Source organism: Flavobacterium defluvii, from assembly GCF_900129555.1.
Taxonomy (GTDB): domain Bacteria; phylum Bacteroidota; class Bacteroidia; order Flavobacteriales; family Flavobacteriaceae; genus Flavobacterium; species Flavobacterium defluvii.
Genome location: NZ_FQWC01000009.1, coordinates 171,914 through 189,498 on the forward strand (window position 1 = coordinate 171,914; position 17,585 = coordinate 189,498).

The 17,585-nt window shown below is 34.8% G+C and carries 11 protein-coding genes; 5 read left to right on the forward strand and 6 right to left on the reverse strand.

Going from position 1 to position 17,585, the window contains the following annotated elements; genetic code table 11:
- Positions 1-186 precede the first annotated feature (186 nt).
- The 6 genes from BUC29_RS18135 to BUC29_RS21580 form a co-directional block, all read right to left on the reverse strand.
- Positions 187-1,431, reverse strand: coding sequence for a sensor histidine kinase (locus tag BUC29_RS18135; RefSeq protein WP_073417585.1), 1,245 nt, complete (start codon positions 1,429-1,431; stop codon positions 187-189).
- A gap of 9 nt (positions 1,432-1,440) precedes the next feature.
- The gene (locus BUC29_RS18140; RefSeq protein WP_084538670.1) at positions 1,441-7,815 is read right to left on the reverse strand and encodes a hybrid sensor histidine kinase/response regulator; all 6,375 of its coding nucleotides are present in this window, start codon (positions 7,813-7,815) and stop codon (positions 1,441-1,443) included.
- 133 nt (positions 7,816-7,948) lie between these two features.
- Complete coding sequence (locus tag BUC29_RS18145; protein WP_073417586.1) at positions 7,949-8,380, reverse strand: response regulator; 432 nt, start codon at positions 8,378-8,380, stop codon at positions 7,949-7,951.
- On the reverse strand, positions 8,377-9,828 hold the full coding sequence (locus tag BUC29_RS18150; RefSeq protein ID WP_073417587.1) for a sensor histidine kinase: 1,452 nt from the start codon (positions 9,826-9,828) through the stop codon (positions 8,377-8,379). Before BUC29_RS18150 ends, BUC29_RS18145 begins: the two co-directional genes overlap by 4 nt.
- Positions 9,829-9,933: 105 nt before the next feature.
- A complete protein-coding gene (locus BUC29_RS18155) occupies positions 9,934-10,311 on the reverse strand; it encodes a response regulator (protein ID WP_073417654.1) in 378 nt (125 codons plus the stop codon).
- 149 nt (positions 10,312-10,460) lie between these two features.
- Positions 10,461-10,616, reverse strand: a complete 156-nt coding sequence (locus BUC29_RS21580) for a hypothetical protein (RefSeq protein ID WP_167369547.1) — start codon at positions 10,614-10,616, stop codon at positions 10,461-10,463.
- A 158-nt stretch (positions 10,617-10,774) separates the two neighbouring features.
- Here BUC29_RS21580 and BUC29_RS18160 point away from each other — a divergent pair, with 158 nt between their 5' ends.
- The 5 genes from BUC29_RS18160 (at position 10,775) to BUC29_RS18180 (ending at position 17,570) form a co-directional block, all read left to right on the forward strand.
- Positions 10,775-11,584, forward strand: a complete 810-nt coding sequence (locus BUC29_RS18160; RefSeq protein WP_073417588.1) for a helix-turn-helix domain-containing protein — start codon at positions 10,775-10,777, stop codon at positions 11,582-11,584.
- 78 nt (positions 11,585-11,662) lie between these two features.
- Positions 11,663-13,330, forward strand: coding sequence for a serine hydrolase domain-containing protein (locus tag BUC29_RS18165; RefSeq protein ID WP_073417589.1), 1,668 nt, complete (start codon positions 11,663-11,665; stop codon positions 13,328-13,330).
- Between the two features lie 107 nt (positions 13,331-13,437).
- Positions 13,438-15,618 (forward strand): HAD-IIB family hydrolase, encoded by a 2,181-nt coding sequence (locus tag BUC29_RS18170; RefSeq protein ID WP_073417590.1) that lies wholly within the window; start codon positions 13,438-13,440, stop codon positions 15,616-15,618.
- Positions 15,619-15,626: 8 nt separating this feature from the next.
- Complete coding sequence (locus BUC29_RS18175; protein ID WP_073417591.1) at positions 15,627-17,147, forward strand: glycoside hydrolase family protein; 1,521 nt, start codon at positions 15,627-15,629, stop codon at positions 17,145-17,147.
- A gap of 174 nt (positions 17,148-17,321) precedes the next feature.
- Complete coding sequence (locus tag BUC29_RS18180; protein WP_073417592.1) at positions 17,322-17,570, forward strand: hypothetical protein; 249 nt, start codon at positions 17,322-17,324, stop codon at positions 17,568-17,570.
- Positions 17,571-17,585 lie beyond the last annotated feature (15 nt).

Genomic DNA, 17,585 nt, shown 5'->3' on the forward strand with positions numbered 1-17,585 from the left:
TGATATTAAACCGGATTGAAATCCGCCCTACAATATAAATCGAGCCTCTGGCTCTTTATTTTGATGCCGAAAATTATAGATCTCATTAACACCCGGAATGTAAAATTCCGAAGGAATGATTTATATTTGTAGGTCTGGATTTCAATCCAGTTCATATTGTATACCGGATTTTAATCCGGTTTCAATTTATTTTTGCGGAATATAAATATTAAAAGTTGCACCTTCCATTGGTTTTGAAGAAGCAGTAATAATCCCGTTATGATTTTCGACAATCTTTTTAACAATGGCAAGCCCAATTCCAGTTCCGTCATAAATATCTCTGCTGTGTAATCGCTGAAAAACACCGAATATTTTTTCGCTGTGTTCCTGTTCAAAACCTATTCCGTTGTCACGAAAGCTGATATGACAGTAATTTTCTGTTGGCGATAATTTATCATTTTGTAATTCTCCGCCATTTACAATTCGGCTTTTAATTTCAATTTGAAGCGGAATTTCTTTTTGTGAAAATTTTAATGCATTGTTTATCAGATTTTCTACAAGCTGAATAAATAAAAACGGAATTATATTGATTTTGCCATGCAGTTCAGTAATAATTTCAGCATTTTTTTCTCGGATATTTTCCCGAAGTGCTTCTTTTACATTATCAATAATAATATTAAGATCTGTATTCTCGTAAATACGATCTGTAATATTGGTTCGGGAAAAAGCCAAAAGATCATTGATTAATTCCCGCATTCGGTTTGTAGCATATAGAATTCGCTCAAATTTTGCCTGCCCGTCAGGACTTAAATTGGGATATTCTTTTGCCAGAATAATGTTTGTAAAAGTTTGAATTTTGCGAAGCGGTTCCTGCAAATCATGACTTGAAATATGTGTAAAAGCATCAAGTTCAGTATTTTTCTTTTTTAACTCCGTTGCATATTTCTCAATCGCAATATACTGTGCGGCCAATTCTTCGTTTGCTTTTGTAATTTTGGCATTAAGCGCACTTGCTTCTTCTTCCCGAATACGAAGTTCCCTGTTTTTCTTATACAGTTCGGTAAATACCATCACTTTTGCCTGAAGAATTTCGGCAGATAATGGTTTTATCATATAATCAACAGCACCAGACTGATATCCTTTAAAAATATAATCTGAGGTATTCATATTGGCCGTTAAAAAAATAATAGGCACATGTTTGAGTTTATCACTCTGACGGATAAGTTCAGCGGTTTCAAAACCGTCCATTAAAGGCATCTGAACGTCCATAAGTATAATGGCAAAATCCTGGTTTTTAAGCAAAATTCTGAGCGCGTCCTTACCCGAAGTCGCTTCTACAAACTCATATCCTTTATCGGCAAGAATAACCTGAAGCGAAAGCAGATTTTCCTTCTTATCGTCTACAATTAATATCTTAACCGAATGTTCTTCTATCGAATTTTGGTTTTTCATAATCAAAAATTATTTTAACCATACTCTCATTAAAGAGGATAATTGTTCAACATTAACCGGTTTTGTAATATAATCTGATGCACCAGATTCGATACAGCGCTGTCTGTCTCCTTTCATTGCTTTTGCTGTAACTGCTATTATGGTCAGGTCTTTATGTTTTATATTTTTTCTAATAATTTTCATGGTTTCATAACCGTCTAATTCCGGCATCATGATATCCATCAAAACAATATCTATTTTAATATTCTGATTTAAAATATCTATTGCTTCATGACCACTTTCTGCGCTAATAACTTCTAAACCAAATCGTTCTAAAGCGGTTGTTAGTGCGAATAAATTTCGAACATCGTCGTCAACCAAAAGCACTTTTTTATTAATTAAAACATCTTCTTTTAAATAATACGTTTCAATTCTTTCTTTCATGCTTTCAGGGAGATCTTTATGTACACGATGCATGAATAGGGCAGTCTGGTCTACTACTTCGTCAATTGAAGAAGCACTTTTTGTAATAATACTATGGGCAAATCGACCCAGTCTGCTGCGTTGTTTTTTATTTACGTCACCGGCAGAATGAATAATAATAGCCGTTTCTCCACTGATATTGTTTTCTAAATCGCCAATTAAATCAAGACCATCTGCATCCGGAAGTACTAAATCGAGTATAATACAGTCAAAAGATTTTTGTTTAATAAGTTCTACAGCATCTTTTGCAGTTAATGCCGTCGAAATTGAAATATCTTCTCCTTTTACAGCTTCATAAATTCGTTTTAAATCAGTTTTATTATCATCGACAATCAAGAGGTTTTTTTCTTTCTTGTCTTTAAAATCCTGAATATCGTTAAAAAGAGAGGTCAGTAATTCGTTTTTAACCGGTTTAACAAAGAAATTTCTCGCTCCGCGTTTCAAGCCTCTATTTCTTTCATCTTCTCCGGAAATGATGTAAACCGGAATATGACGAAGTGTAAAATCGGTTTTTAACCTGTCGAGAATTTTCCATCCGCTCGTATCCGGCATATTCAAATCCATAGTAATCGCGTGCGGCTGAAATTGATTGATATAATCTACAACGTCATTTCCGCGTGTGGTTACAATGGCTTTTATATTATGCTGATGTGCCCTCTCTAATAAAATTTTAGCAAAAGTTACATTGTCTTCTGCAATTAAAAGAATCTTGTCATCGGGCTTAATATCAGTACGATCGTCGCCAATTTCGTCTACAAAATACAAATCAATATCAGATTTATTAAAACTTGCTGACGGAAGCGATTTTAAGCGGCTTTTTCCGGCGTGAATCACATTAGTTTCTTCATTAACATTAATGTTTTCTAATTCAGGAATATGAACAAATTTTAAAGGGAGGAATAAAGTAAATTTACTTCCTATATTGGTATCACTTTCTAATTCGATGCTTCCGCCTAATAAATCAGAAAGTCCGCGGCTGATGGACAATCCTAAACCGGTTCCGCCATATTTACGGCTTGTAGATCCTTCTGCCTGCTGAAAAGCTTCAAAAATTATGTTTTGTTTTTCCTTCGAAATTCCGATTCCTGTATCTGAAATTTCAAAAGCAACTACCGCTTCGGCATTTTCCAGACTAAGATTTTTAGTTTTCCAGTTATTATCAGCTTTGTAAATGTTTAATTTCACTTCACCTTTTTCAGTAAATTTGAATGAATTCGAAAGAAGATTTTTTAGAATTTGATTCAATCTCTGCGAATCGGTTTCCATTGCTTCAGGAAGATTTTCATCCATCATAATTTCAAAATGAAGATGTTTAGCCTGCGAAATAGGGTTGAAGGTAGATTCTACAAATCGGCTGATTTCTGCAAAAGTAATCGGGTTATAATCCACAGAAATATAACCAGATTCAATTTTAGAAAGATCCAGAATGTCATTGATAAGCTGAATCAAGTCATCGCCGCATGCATTTATTGTTTTGGCAAACTGAATTTGTTTTTCGGATAAATTTCCGTCTCGGTTGGCGATTAATTCGTTTGCAAGAATCTGTAAACTGTTTAGCGGTGTTCTTAGCTCATGCGACATGTTAGCCAGGAATTCTGATTTGTATTTGGATGTTAGTGTCAGCTGATCTGCTTTTTCTTCCAGTGCTTTACGGGCAACCTCAACTTCCTGATTTTTGAGCTCAACTTCTTCTTTTTGATTAGCCAATAGAATGGCTTTTTCTTCCAGTTCTTCGTTGGTATTTTTTAATACTTCCTGCTGGCTTTTCAGCTCATTTGCCAATGATTGTGACTGAACCAGTAATTCTTCTGTTCTTGAGTTTGATTCGATTGTATTTAATACGATACCGATACTTTCTGTTAAGCCTTCAAGAAAATCTAAGTGAGTCTGACTAAAGGTGTCAAGTGAAGCTAATTCAATAACTGCTTTAAGTCTTCCTTCAAATAAAACCGGAAGAATAATTACATCTTTTGGTTTAGCATCTCCTAATCCTGAGTTAATTCGGATATAGTCTTTTGGTACGTTGCTTAAAATAATTCTTTCTTTTTCAATTGCAACCTGACCTATAAGTCCTTCACCCATTGCATATTGCGTTGGTGAATTTTTTCTTTTGATGTAAGCATAAGACGCAATTAAATTCAGTTTTGAATCCATGAATTCTTCTCCTTCTTCCAGAATATAGAATAGACCATGCTGTGCGGTAACAACCGCTGCAAGCTCAGAAAGAATTTTCATGGTAACAGATTTAAGTTCTTTCTGCCCCTGAAGCATCTGAGTAAATTTAGCCAAATTTGATTTCAGCCAGTCTTGTTCCTGATTACGTAAAGTAGTTGCTTTAAGGTTTGAAATCATTTGGTTAATAGTATCTTTAAGAGCTTCAACTTCACCTTTTGCTTCAACACCAATTGTTCGCGTTAAATCTCCCTGTGTTACTGCCGATGCCACTTCAGAAATTGCACGTACCTGAGTGGTAAGATTTGCTGCTAATTGGTTTACATTTTCGGTTAAGTTTTTCCATGTTCCGGAAGCTCCAGGAACGTTTGCCTGACCTCCCAATTTTCCTTCGGCACCTACCTCACGGGCAACCGTTGTTACCTGATCTGAGAATGTTGCCAGTGTATCAATCATCTCATTAATAGTATCGGTAAGCTGTGCTACTTCACCTTTTGCATCAATAGATAATTTTTGTTTTAAGTTTCCTTTTGCTACCGATGTTACAACTTTTGCAATACCACGAACCTGACCGGTTAAGTTGGATGCCATTACGTTAACCGAATCTGTTAAATCTTTCCATGTTCCGGCAACACCTTTTACTTCAGATTGTCCACCCAGTTTTCCTTCGGTACCAACTTCACGTGCCACACGTGTTACCTCAGAAGCGAACGAATTTAACTGTTCCACCATTGTATTGAATGTATTTTTCAAATCAAGGATTTCTCCTTTTACGTCAACGGTAATTTGTTTCGAAAGGTCACCATTTGCAACGGCTTTGGTTACATCTGCAATATTACGAACCTGACCGGTTAAGTTGGATGCCATTTGGTTAACGGAATCGGTCAAATCTTTCCATGTTCCGGCAACTCCGGGAACGAATGCTTGTCCGCCCAATTTTCCGTCGGTACCAACTTCACGAGCCACACGTGTTACCTCTGAGGCAAATGCACGAAGCTGATCTACCATCGTATTTACGGTTTCTTTTAATTGAAGAATTTCTCCACGAACGTCGGCGGTAATTTTTTTCGACATATCTCCGTTTGCAACGGCAATGGTTACCTCAGCAATATTACGTACCTGAGTTGTTAAGTTACCCGCCATTTGGTTAACGGAATCCGTCAAATCTTTCCATGTCCCGGCGACACCCGGAACATTGGCTTGTCCGCCCAGTTTTCCTTCGGTACCTACTTCACGTGCTACACGCGTTACCTCAGAGGCAAACTCACGAAGCTGATCCACCATGGTATTCAGTGTTTCTTTCAATTGCAGGATTTCTCCTCGTACATCTACGGTAATTTTTCTGGACATATCTCCATTTGCCACTGCAATTGCTACATCGGCAATATTACGTACCTGAGCGGTAAGGTTTCCGGCCATTTGGTTTACGGAATCTGTTAAATCTTTCCATGTTCCGGCAACTCCGGGAACGTTAGCTTGTCCGCCCAGTTTTCCTTCAGTTCCTACTTCTCGCGAAACCCTTGTAACCTCTGATGCAAAGCCTCGAAGCTGATCCACCATCGTATTAATGGTATTTTTTAACTCTAAAATTTCTCCTTTTACGTCAACGGTAATTTGGAGCGATAAATCTCCTTTTGCTACGGCTGTTGTTACTTCGGCGATATTACGCACTTGTCCGGTTAAGTTCGATGCCATTTGGTTTACCGAATCTGTTAAATCTTTCCAGGTTCCGCCAACACCTTCTACTTGTGCCTGTCCGCCCAGTTTTCCTTCGGTACCAACCTCACGAGCCACACGCGTTACCTCTGAAGCGAAAGAGTTAAGCTGACCCACCATGGTATTAATTGTGTTTTTTAGCTCTAAGATTTCTCCTTTGGTATCAACCGTAATTTGGCGTGATAAATCTCCTTTTGCTACTGCTGTTGTTACTTCGGCGATATTACGTACTTGTCCGGTTAAGTTGGATGCCATTTGGTTTACGGAATCTGTTAAATCTTTCCAGGTTCCGCCGACACCTTTTACTTTTGCCTGACCTCCCAGTTTTCCTTCGGTACCTACTTCAAGTGCCACACGCGTAACCTCAGAAGAGAAGGAGTTCAGCTGATCTACCATCGTATTGATGGTTTTCTTTAATTCTAAGATTTCTCCTTCGGCTACAGCCGTAATTTTTTTCGAAAGGTCACCGTTTGCTACGGCTGTTGTAACCTCGGCAATATTACGTACTTGTCCGGTTAGGTTTGATGCCATTTGGTTAACAGAATCGGTTAAATCTTTCCATGTCCCGCCAACACCTTTTACTTTTGCCTGACCTCCCAGTTTTCCTTCTGAACCAACCTCACGTGCCACACGGGTTACCTCGGCACCAAATGAGTTAAGCTGATCCACCATGGTATTGATGGTATTTTTTAATTCGAGGATTTCTCCCTCAACGTTTACAGTAATTTTTTTGGATAAATCTCCTTTTGCCACGGCTGTCGTTACCTCGGCAATATTACGCACCTGACCTGTTAAGTTTGATGCCATTTGATTTACAGAATCGGTCAAATCTTTCCAAACTCCACCGACACCTCGTACTCTGGCTTGCCCTCCCAGTTTTCCTTCAGAACCTACCTCACGCGCCACACGGGTCACCTCAGAAGAGAAAGAGTTTAGCTGATCTACCATGGTATTAATGGTGTCTTTCAATTCTAAGATTTCTCCTTTTACGTCTACGGTAATTTTTTTAGAAAGATCTCCTCTTGCTACGGCTGTTGTTACATCTGCGATATTACGTACTTGTCCTGTAAGATTCGATGCCATTTGGTTTACAGAATCGGTTAAGTCTTTCCATGTTCCGCCAACACCTTTTACCTGTGCCTGCCCGCCCAGTTTTCCTTCGGTACCAACCTCACGCGCCACACGGGTTACCTCAGAAGAGAAAGAGTTTAGCTGATCTACCATGGTATTGATGGTATTTTTTAATTCTAAGATTTCTCCTTTTACGTCTACGGTAATTTTTTTCGATAAATCTCCTTTTGCTACGGCTGTTGTTACATCGGCAATATTACGAACCTGACCGGTTAAGTTGCTGGCCATTTTATTTACAGAATCAGTCAAATCTTTCCAAACACCACCAACACCGCGAACTTTTGCCTGTCCGCCCAGTTTTCCTTCGGTACCAACCTCACGTGCCACACGTGTAACCTCCATCGAGAAAAGATTAAGCTGTTTTACCATTCCGTTTACCTCTTTTGCAATTCTGAGGAATTCTCCCTGAAGTGGATTTCCCTCAATAGATAATGGCATTTCCTGAGATAGGTTTCCTTTTGCTACAGAGGTAATTACATGGGCAATTTCAATTGTTGGATGAACCAGATCTGATATCAAAGTATTTACAGAATCGACGCAGGAACTCCACGAACCTCTTGCTCCGTCTAACACTACACGATTGGTTAATTTTCCTTGTTTACCAATACTTTTACCCACTTTTTGAAACTCAAAAACCATTCTTTCATTCAGGTCTATGATTTCGTTTAAAGTATCGCAGATTGATCTTTTTATTCCGTTTTGATCGGTTGGAAAACGCTGTGAGAAGTTTCCGTTTTTAACTTTCAGCAAAATCTTTAAAAATTCTGCATCGTTAAGTATAGATTCTTCGGTTTTGATTTTCTTTACTTTGGTTCCAGATGTTTTTTTCTCATCTGTTATGATTGGCAGTGCGATTAACACCTCGTTTTCTGGTGTTTTATCGATGTGTTTTGCTTTTTTCATAATCGGGCAGGAGTTGGTATAGGTTGTGTTTTTGGATTGGGATATTTTTAAAATTTTAGATTTTAGATTTTAGATTTTTTATTAAAATTATCATTGTCATTGTCATTGTCATTGTCATTGTCATTGTCATTTTTTAACCATTTTCTTTCAATAATATTTTTCTTAAATGAAACTGCACGAATGCATCCATAGAATCCGGTCTTTTGGTGTTGTCGTTATAATTTAAAGGTTTTATAATATACCCGGAAATACCTAATTTTTCGGCATCGGTTCTGTCGTTGCTTTCAGAAGATGTGGTCATTATAAAAACGTTTAAATGTTTTAGATTTTCATCGTCTCTAAGAATTGTAAGAAATTCAATTCCGTTCATTTTGGGCATATTAATATCGAGAAGAATAACATCCGGAATAAGCGGATTTTCTGTATCTCTTAATAACTTTAGAGCTTCAAGCCCGTTGTATGCAGTATAAAGAACGTATTGTATTTCTAATTTTTTTAAAGAACGCTCTACTGAAATTGTATCCAGTTCATCATCTTCAATTAATAAAATGTTTGGTTTTCTCATACTGTTTTATTATTTCTCCAGGTAAAAGTAAATTCGGCTCCTTCACCCAGTTTAGATTGTACATTAATGGTTTCTCCTTGTTCGTCTATTATTTTTTTTACAATAGCGAGACCAATTCCGGTACTTTCCATTTCGTTTTTTTCTCTTAATGTCTGGAAGATTTCGAATATTTTTTGATGATATTCAGGATCGATTCCAATTCCGTTGTCTTTTACCGAAAATTCATAAACGTTCATTATTTTCTCGCATTTAATTTGTATTCTCGGGTTTTCTGCTTTTGAATATTTTACGGCATTGCTAATTAAATTGGAGAATACTTGTTCGAGTTTTAAACGTTCTGTAAAAATTTCCGGAAGGTTAATCATTTCCAGTTTAAATTTTCTGGGTACAATCGATTGAGAAATTTCATCAACCATTGCGTTTGTATCGACTAATTCAGGAGTTGTTTTTCTATTTATCCGGGCATAATCTAAAAGACCATTAATAAGAGCTTCCATTCGCTGTGTTCTTTTCGGAATTATGTTGAGATAATTCTTTAAGGCTGGAGAGAGTTCGCCTGATAAATCTTCTTCTATCCAGCTTATTACATTATAAATACCCCTAAGCGGGGCTTTTAAATCATGAGAAACGACATAAGCAAATTTGTTTAATTCGGCATTTTTGTTTTCTAAATCCTGAATATTTTTTTCAAGCCTGCGTGACATTATATTTAAAGATGATGCCAAAGCACTTAGTTCATCATTTCTGTAATCTTTGACTATTGTAAATTTTCCTTTCGAAATTGTATCTGCTACACGAACCATAGAATTAATACGATTGGTAATCATAATTACGATATAACCCGTGCTGACAATGCCGACAAAAATGGTCAGTAATAAAAATATTAACGAATACGTTCTGGTTTTTTTTAAAGATTCAAGAAGCATTTCGCTATGATGTTTTCGTGTTTTGTATTCAATTTTATCAAATCGCTTAAACTTTCTTGTAATAGCATCATTAATATTTTTGCCTACATGCTTTTTTAGTTTATTATCCAAAAGATTTTGATAAACTACAGGATTATCGTTTCTGTTTTTTATTAATTCTGTTGTATATTCAAGCCAGCTGTTATGAAGCTCGCTGATAGAATCCAGAATTGAACGCTGTGTGTTATTAATGCCAATGAGTGATTTTTGTTCTTTGAGATATTCAGGCACCTGTATTATTCCATTGTAATATTCTCCTAAAAAGGTAGTGTCATTAGTTAAAAAATAACCTCGCACAGCACTTTGCATTTCAAGAATAGCTCTGTGTGTTTTATTTGAATTTCGAATGACAGCTTCTGATTTAGAAAGAAACTGAGAATTAAGACGTACTTTTTGAGACAATCTGTAATTGGTATATGAATCTGCAACAGAAAGCAAAATTATTAGCGTAAATGCAAGAAGTATTTGAGTTGATAATTTCATTGTCTTTCTGTTAAGAATACCATAGGCACTAAGGTTTAGCAATAAAAAAAGCAAAAAACGACCAATTTTCTACGTTTAGCGGCTTCATTGTAAATACAGCATATATTAAACAATATAATGGCTGAGTATTTTTTTCAATTCATTAAAATCACTGGGTTTGGATATATATTCGTTTGCTCCATACTTTCTTGCTTTTAGCTTAATTTCTTCAAATTGTGAGGTCGAAAAAACTATTATTGGAATGTTTTTTATGGCTTCCTGTTTTTTAATTTCGATTAAAAACTCAAAGCCGGACATTATAGGCATATTAAGATCAAGAAAAATTACATCAGGGTTAATTTCTTTATGGATTAATTTATTAAGTGCTTCTACAGGATTTTGCATTGCAGTATAATCTGCGGTAGAGACAGCCTGCAGAGCTTCCATAAAAAACTCGCAATCGTCAATATCATCGTCTATCTGCAATATATTTTTATAAATCATTTTATACTTTATGTTTAAATAAGATGATAACTGGCTTATAACATACTGCATGAATGTTTTTCTACTCAAATGTAAAAAAAACATTATAAAAGTAAATGCATTTTAGTTTATAAGCTGAAAGAAAATTACTAAAATTCTTAAAATATTAGTTAATCGATTTTGTTGTCTAACGTGTCAACTTTATGAAAAAAGGCTTCATTTTGATCACGTCTGTCGTTTTCATCATCGCAGGGCAGCGCCTCGCAGCTATAGCTTAATATTGAAATAATAGAAACTATTATTGAAATTGGTAAAATTATTCTCATGTGTTTATGTTTTGGAGGTGATTTATTTAATTGAAAAGTATGATTATGCAATAAAATTCATTTACATAATTTTTTATTAATGTTGTATAATTCTCATGTAAAATCACTTACATTAGACTGTAGAAATCCAAGTGCTGTAAATAGAAATTTCCAATACTATGAAACATTCAAAAAAGGGTGAATTTTACGGAGATACCAATAAGACGATTTACTTAGACGGAATTACTCTTACTGATACAGTTTACACGCATCCAAAAGTCGACTGGCATTATCACGAACATGCTTATTTTACTTTTATTCTTCAGGGAAATGTTATCGAAGGAAATAAAAAAGAGGTTTACAATTGTAAGGCGGGAAGTATGTTGTTTCATAATTGGCAGGACGCACATTATAATATAAAACCAGAAGGATTTACAAGAGGTTTTCATCTTGAAATAGAAAAGCACTGGTTTGATAATTTGAATTTGAACAGTGAAAGTCTTGAAGGAAGCAGTAAAATTTTAAACCCTGATATTAAACTATTGATGTATAAAGTTTTTCGTGCTTCAAAAGTAGAAACCAGTCCAGATCTTCCTACTCAAATTTTACTGCTTGAAATAATTTCGAAATTGCAGGATACTTTTAAATCTGTACAAGACAAAAAGCCAAAATGGGTAACAACACTCGATGAACTTCTACATGAGGAATTTGCAGAAAACCTTTCCTTAGAATATTTGTCTTCGATATTAAACATTCATCCTATACATTTATCGAGAGATTTTTCTAAATATTTTCATTGTAATCTGGGAGAATATATTAGAAAATTAAAAGTCGAAAAAGCGCTTTCGCTGATGTCTTTCTCAAAACTGTCTTTTACCGAAATTGCTTATCAATGTGGATTTTCAGATCAAAGTCATTTTAACCGATGTTTTAGAGAAATGAACGATCTGAATCCTTCAGAACATAAAAGAATACTTTTTAAGAAATAATTGCAAATGTTAATTCTGTACAATTTTTAGTGAATGGAACAATCTAGTTTTGCTTTTCAATATCATAAAAATTAAATAATGACACGATTACTATTATTTCTTGTAATATCTATCTGCAGTAAAATTACTTCTCAAAATGATTTGTATAAAACTGATACAATTGTTTATAACATTCATAAAACCAATATTGGTAAAATAACTTTCATGAACGGAAATATTCCGCTGGATCAATATAAAAATTCAGATATATTAAAATCTTTTGAACTCAAATACAAATCCGATTTGAATATCAGGGTCTTTATGGATAATTCTGTGGTAAATTATCTGCATCAGTTAGCGCCCGGGCTTCCTGCAGAAATTCTTTTAAAAAACGGAAATCTTCAATTTGCATTTTATGTTGACGGTAAATTGATTTATACAGAAAATATTCACCACGGATGCAATTTTGGATCTGGAGGAAATAAAAATACCTCAACAACTTTTAGAGTTCCGCTCACAAGCTCAAAAGGCGAAGACTGGTGGGCAATGTACATGTGGGAACGATTTAAGAATAATGGCGGAGACAAGGCTTTGACAGAAGGTGAACATCAACTAAAAATCGAAATTAGACCGTATATTAAAGAAGAAGAAAACGGAGCAGTAAAAACGGGAAAATTAATTGCCGAAGGTCAGATAAAATTAATTATAAAGCCAATCGTATTATCTAAACAACAAATTGAAGTACAAAAGATTCAGCCCGGAAGCGATTGGGAAATTTCAAATAAAACTTTTAATAAAAAGAAAATTGAACAATTGAATACGGCAATTGGTAATTATAATCTAAAAGAAATTACCAGCCTTGTCGTTATACACGATGGTAAACTGCTTCTCGAAGAATATTTTAACGACGCTGACAGAAATACGCTTCACGATACGCGGTCGGCAGCAAAATCATTTACTTCGACTCTAATGGGAATTGCTATTCAGGATAGTTTTATCAATAATGAAAACCAGACTTTGAGTACATTTTATGATTTAAAAAAGTTCAATAATTATGAACCTAAAAAAGACAGTATAAAAATAAAAGACCTTCTTACGATGAGTTCTGCTTTTGAAGGATCTGACATGAATGGAGATTCTCCTGGAAATGAGGATAACATGTATCCGACAGAAAATTGGGTAAAATTTGCTTTAGATCTTCCTATGGACAAAACAAAAACAAACGGTGGTCAATGGGATTATTTTACAGCCGGGGTTGTTGTGCTTGGAGATATTTTGAATAAATCTACTCCCGAAGGTTTGGAGAAATTTGCTCAGGAAAAACTTTTTAAGCCTTTAAATATTACCAACTATCAATGGCAGTATACGCCGCAAAAAGTGCCAAATACAGCCGGAAGTTTACAAATGACTTCTTTGGAATATGCTAAATACGCACAATTGTATAAAAATAATGGTGTATGGAATGGTAAACAGGTTTTAAATAAACAATGGATAGCTAAAACCTTTACAAGACAAATTCAAATTCCGGAAAGAAAAAATGAGTTTTACAGCTATTTGTTTTGGAATAAAACAGTTGAATTTGAAGGAAAAAAATATGAAACGTTTTATTGTGCAGGAAACGGCGGTAATCAATTTATAATTTTTAAAGAACTTCCTTTGGTTATTATCATTACTTCAAAAGCATATAATAAACCTTATGGACATCCTCAGGCAGAGAAAATTGTAAAAGAATATATTCTACCTGCTATTTTAAATTCAGGATCTTAATTTCAATTACATTTTTTAAACGTGGGAAATATGTAAATTAAAACTGTAATTATTTCGTCAAAATCTTTGTGAGCTCTGTAAATTGGGTTTTCAAATAATAATCAAGAATGATGAAAAAATTACGAATTTCAATTATAAACATACATGGACTTTTAAAGGGATCGGGACTTGAAATTGGAAGAGATGCAGATAATGGCGGACAAACGAAATATGTTTATGAACTTGCTGAATTTTTATCCCAGCATGAAGATGTAGAACATGTTCATTTGTTTACCCGATTAATTGATGACCCGGCCCTTTCTCCAGAATATGCTGTTCCGGTTGAAATTATCAATGATAAATTAGATATAAGAAGAATTCCGTTTCTTGGAAAAAAATATAAATCAAAAGAACAGCTTTGGGAAGGGCTTGACACTTTTGTAAACGGCGCTATGCAGCATATAAAAATGCATAATATTTATCCCGACTGGATTCATTCTCATTATGGCGATGCGGGTTATGCTGCAGCAGAATTATCAGCCGTTCTCAATATTCCTTTTGCTCACACAGGACATTCTTTGGGGTTTTATAAAAAGAAAAAACTTTTAGAAAATGGTGAAACCGAAGAAGAACTGGAAAAAAAATTTAAGTTTAAAGCCAGAATTGCTGCCGAAGAAAAAACACTCGAACTTTCTGAATTTATTGTTACTTCGACCGAACAGGAAATAGAAACCTATAAAGCCTATAAAAATTTCGGATTGGCAAAATACCACGCGATTTCTCCGGGAATTGATACCAGAAAGTTTGTTCCTTATTATTTTCAGGAAGCGGATAATGATAAGCATTTAGAAGAAACACAACGAAAATACTGGGTTTCTGAGACTATTTCAAAATTTCTTACCAATCCGCATAAACCATTTATTCTGGCACTTTCCAGACCAGATCGTCACAAAAACCTTCATACACTTATAGATGTTTATGGCAAAGACAAAGAATTACAAAGCATTGCCAATTTGGTGATTTTTGCAGGTATTCGTAAAGATATTGCCAAAATGCCAGAATCTGAAAAAGATGTTTTAACCGATTTGCTGTTGTTAATGGATAAATACGATTTGTACGGAAAAATGGCAATTCCGAAGAAACACGATGTCGAAAATGAAGTTTCGATTATTTATCGTTATGCGGCAGAAAAAAGAGGTGTTTTTGTAAATCTGGCCTTGCATGAAAATTTTGGTTTAACGGTTATAGAATCTGCCAGTTCAGGACTTCCTGTTGTGGTTACCAAAAATGGCGGACCATCAGAAATTATTCCTGTCTGCCAAAACGGAGAATTAGTTAATCCGCAGGATGAAAATCAAATCAAAAAAGCACTTTTACGTATTTTGACAGATGAAAATCAGTGGAAATATTATTCTAATAACGGCGCTATAAATATTCAAAAATATTACAGCTGGCTAAGCCATGTAAATCAGTATGTAGAATTGGTTAAAGAGAATTTATCACTTTCATCGGGAGCCGGAATAAAAAAACAGCATTATCCGAATATTAATATTGACCGTTTGAAAAGAAAAATTGAAAATCTTTTAGTTTCGGATATAGACGGAACCCTGATTGAACCAAAATTAGATAATCCGGGGCTGAAACAATTAAAAGAGCATTTAAGTAATCGTACTGATAAAATGGCTTTTGCCATGGCATCGGGACGTAATTTAACTTTGGTTAAAAAAGTAATTGACGAAGAACAGTTTCCGCTTCCGGATTTTATCATTTGTTCTGTCGGAACAGAGATTTATTACACAAACGGAAAAGATTATATTCTGGACAAAGGCTGGGCAAAATTCCTTTCAGGACGTTGGAAAAGAGATGATATCGCAGAACGCTTAAAAGAAATAAAATGGATGAAACTTCAGGAAGAAGAAGCTCAGAATCCTTATAAAATCTCTTATTATTACGAAAAAGAACATTACGATCACGATGAATTAATCAGGGTTTTGGGAACGGGCTGGTATAAAGTAAATATTATTCCGAGTCACGGTTTGTATCTTGATTTTATACCCAAACGGGCCTCAAAAGGCAATGCCATAAAGTTTTTGTGCCGTAAATGGAATATCTCATTATCGAATGTTATTGCCGCCGGAGATTCCGGAAATGATGTTGATATGTTTCGAGGTCCTGTAAAAGGAATTATCGTAGGAAACCGAAGCGCAGAACTTGCAGAATATGAAACAACAAAAAGCATTTATGTGGCCAAAACATCGGCTTCTGAAGGAATTTTGGAAGGATTAAAATATTATAAAATAATTAAATAAGTAATAAAATGTATTCAGGTTCAGGATTTAGCAATTGGGAAATTGGAGATGTTGATGTATTTATAGGCGAAAAAGGAATTCATCATTTATTTCATTTGATTATTCCCAATCATGATTATATTGCGCATGCGGTTTCAAAAGACGGACTTTCGTGGAAAAGGGTAAAAAATGCTCTTTTTGTTGGCGATCCCGGCGAATGGGACGATGATATGTTATGGACGATGCATGTGAGCAAAAGATCAGACAAGAAAGGTTATGAAATGTACTATACCGGATTAAAGCGTCAGGATAAAGGAATTGAACAAAAAATAGGAAGAGCAGTTTCATCCGATTTAATTCATTGGGAAAAAGAAAATTTTGAAGGTTTGCCTTTTAAAAGTGAAGCACCGCATTATGAAAGTTTTTCAAATAATCCGCGGCAATGGATAAGTTTTAGAGATCCTTTTAAATATACTTATGAAGGAGAAGATTATCTCTTAATCTGCGCGCGAAGTGCATCGGGACCTATATACAGAAGAGGCTGTATAGGTGTTGCCAAAAGAGAAAAGGAAGGTTTTGTTTTGCAAAAACCGCTTCATTTTCCATATGTTTATGATGATGTCGAATGTCCGTGTGTTATAGAAATCAAAGGAACACATTATTTACTCGGATCAATTAGGGAAGATGTTAAAGTACGTTATTGGTCTGCGTCGGAATTTCGTGGAGAATATTGTGCTTTTCATAACAATGTTTTACTTCCGCAAGGCAATTATGCCGCACGTGTGGTTAAAGATGGTAAACATTTTTTGGTTTATAACTTTTATTTTGCCGACGGAAATGTCAATACACACCGTGTTATTCCGCCGCCAAAAGAACTCGATATCGATAAAAGCGGTAGACTTTTATTAAAGACTTATTATTTCTGGGAAAAGCTCTATCAGAAAACCATTTTACAAAAAGACCTTCCGCAGCCTTTACCAGTTTTGGGAAATCCAACTGCAGAGTTTATTGAAGAAAATGAAAATAAATGGCAATTTGGCTGCCGAAGCGGTTATGAAATTTATTGTTTCGAAAAACCTTCAATGGATTTTGTATGGGAAGGAACTCTTGCAGTTGAAGGTATGGGAAAAACCGGTTTTGTAATTGAGTGTGATAAAGAAGGAACCGGATATTATATTTCTATAGATTTCATGAATGGCTTTGTACAGTTTAGAGCCTGGGGATTTAATGAAAAAGACGTTAAGAATAATTTCATTTTTGAAAATATTCAAACCAATCAATTTGAAATAGGAGAGAACAAACAAATTTATTTTAAAATTATCCGCTACGGAAATTATTATGAACTTTCGATAAATGAAATTGTAAAGCTGACATTGTTAGATTTTAGATATAATGAAGGTAAAATTGGAATTTATGTGTGCTCGGCAGTTATATCGATAAGTGATTCTAAAATCCACACAATTCCGGAACCGGAGAACGAATACGCAGCTGCAGATCCTGATAAATATTCTAAAGATTATAGCAGAATGATGCAGATAAATCCTAGTTAAATTAATTAAACGCATTAATAAAAGATAATCCCTTTTCTTTATAATAATTTTTAATTGTTGATAATATGCTGATAAACAGTTGATAACTAGTGTTCTGATTTCTGTTGTCTTAAAATTCTGAATGTTTATATTTGATAAAGAAATAGTTAAGGAATTAATTTAAATAATTAATATATGGAACGAGCTATAAAACTAAAAGTACGTAAAGAATTAGACGGACGTCAGCAGTTTAATGTAATTAAGTTAAAAGGCAGTTTAATTTCCAAAGGCTATACTGAAATAATACATATATTAGATCAGGATGATGAATATCATATCAATTCTTTTGAAACTGCAGTAGAAAGCAGAAATGAAGTCAAAGATTTTATTGTAGATTTTATTTTAAACCAAAACCTAACCGATGCGGTTACCGTTTTTAAATAAAGTAAATTCTATGGC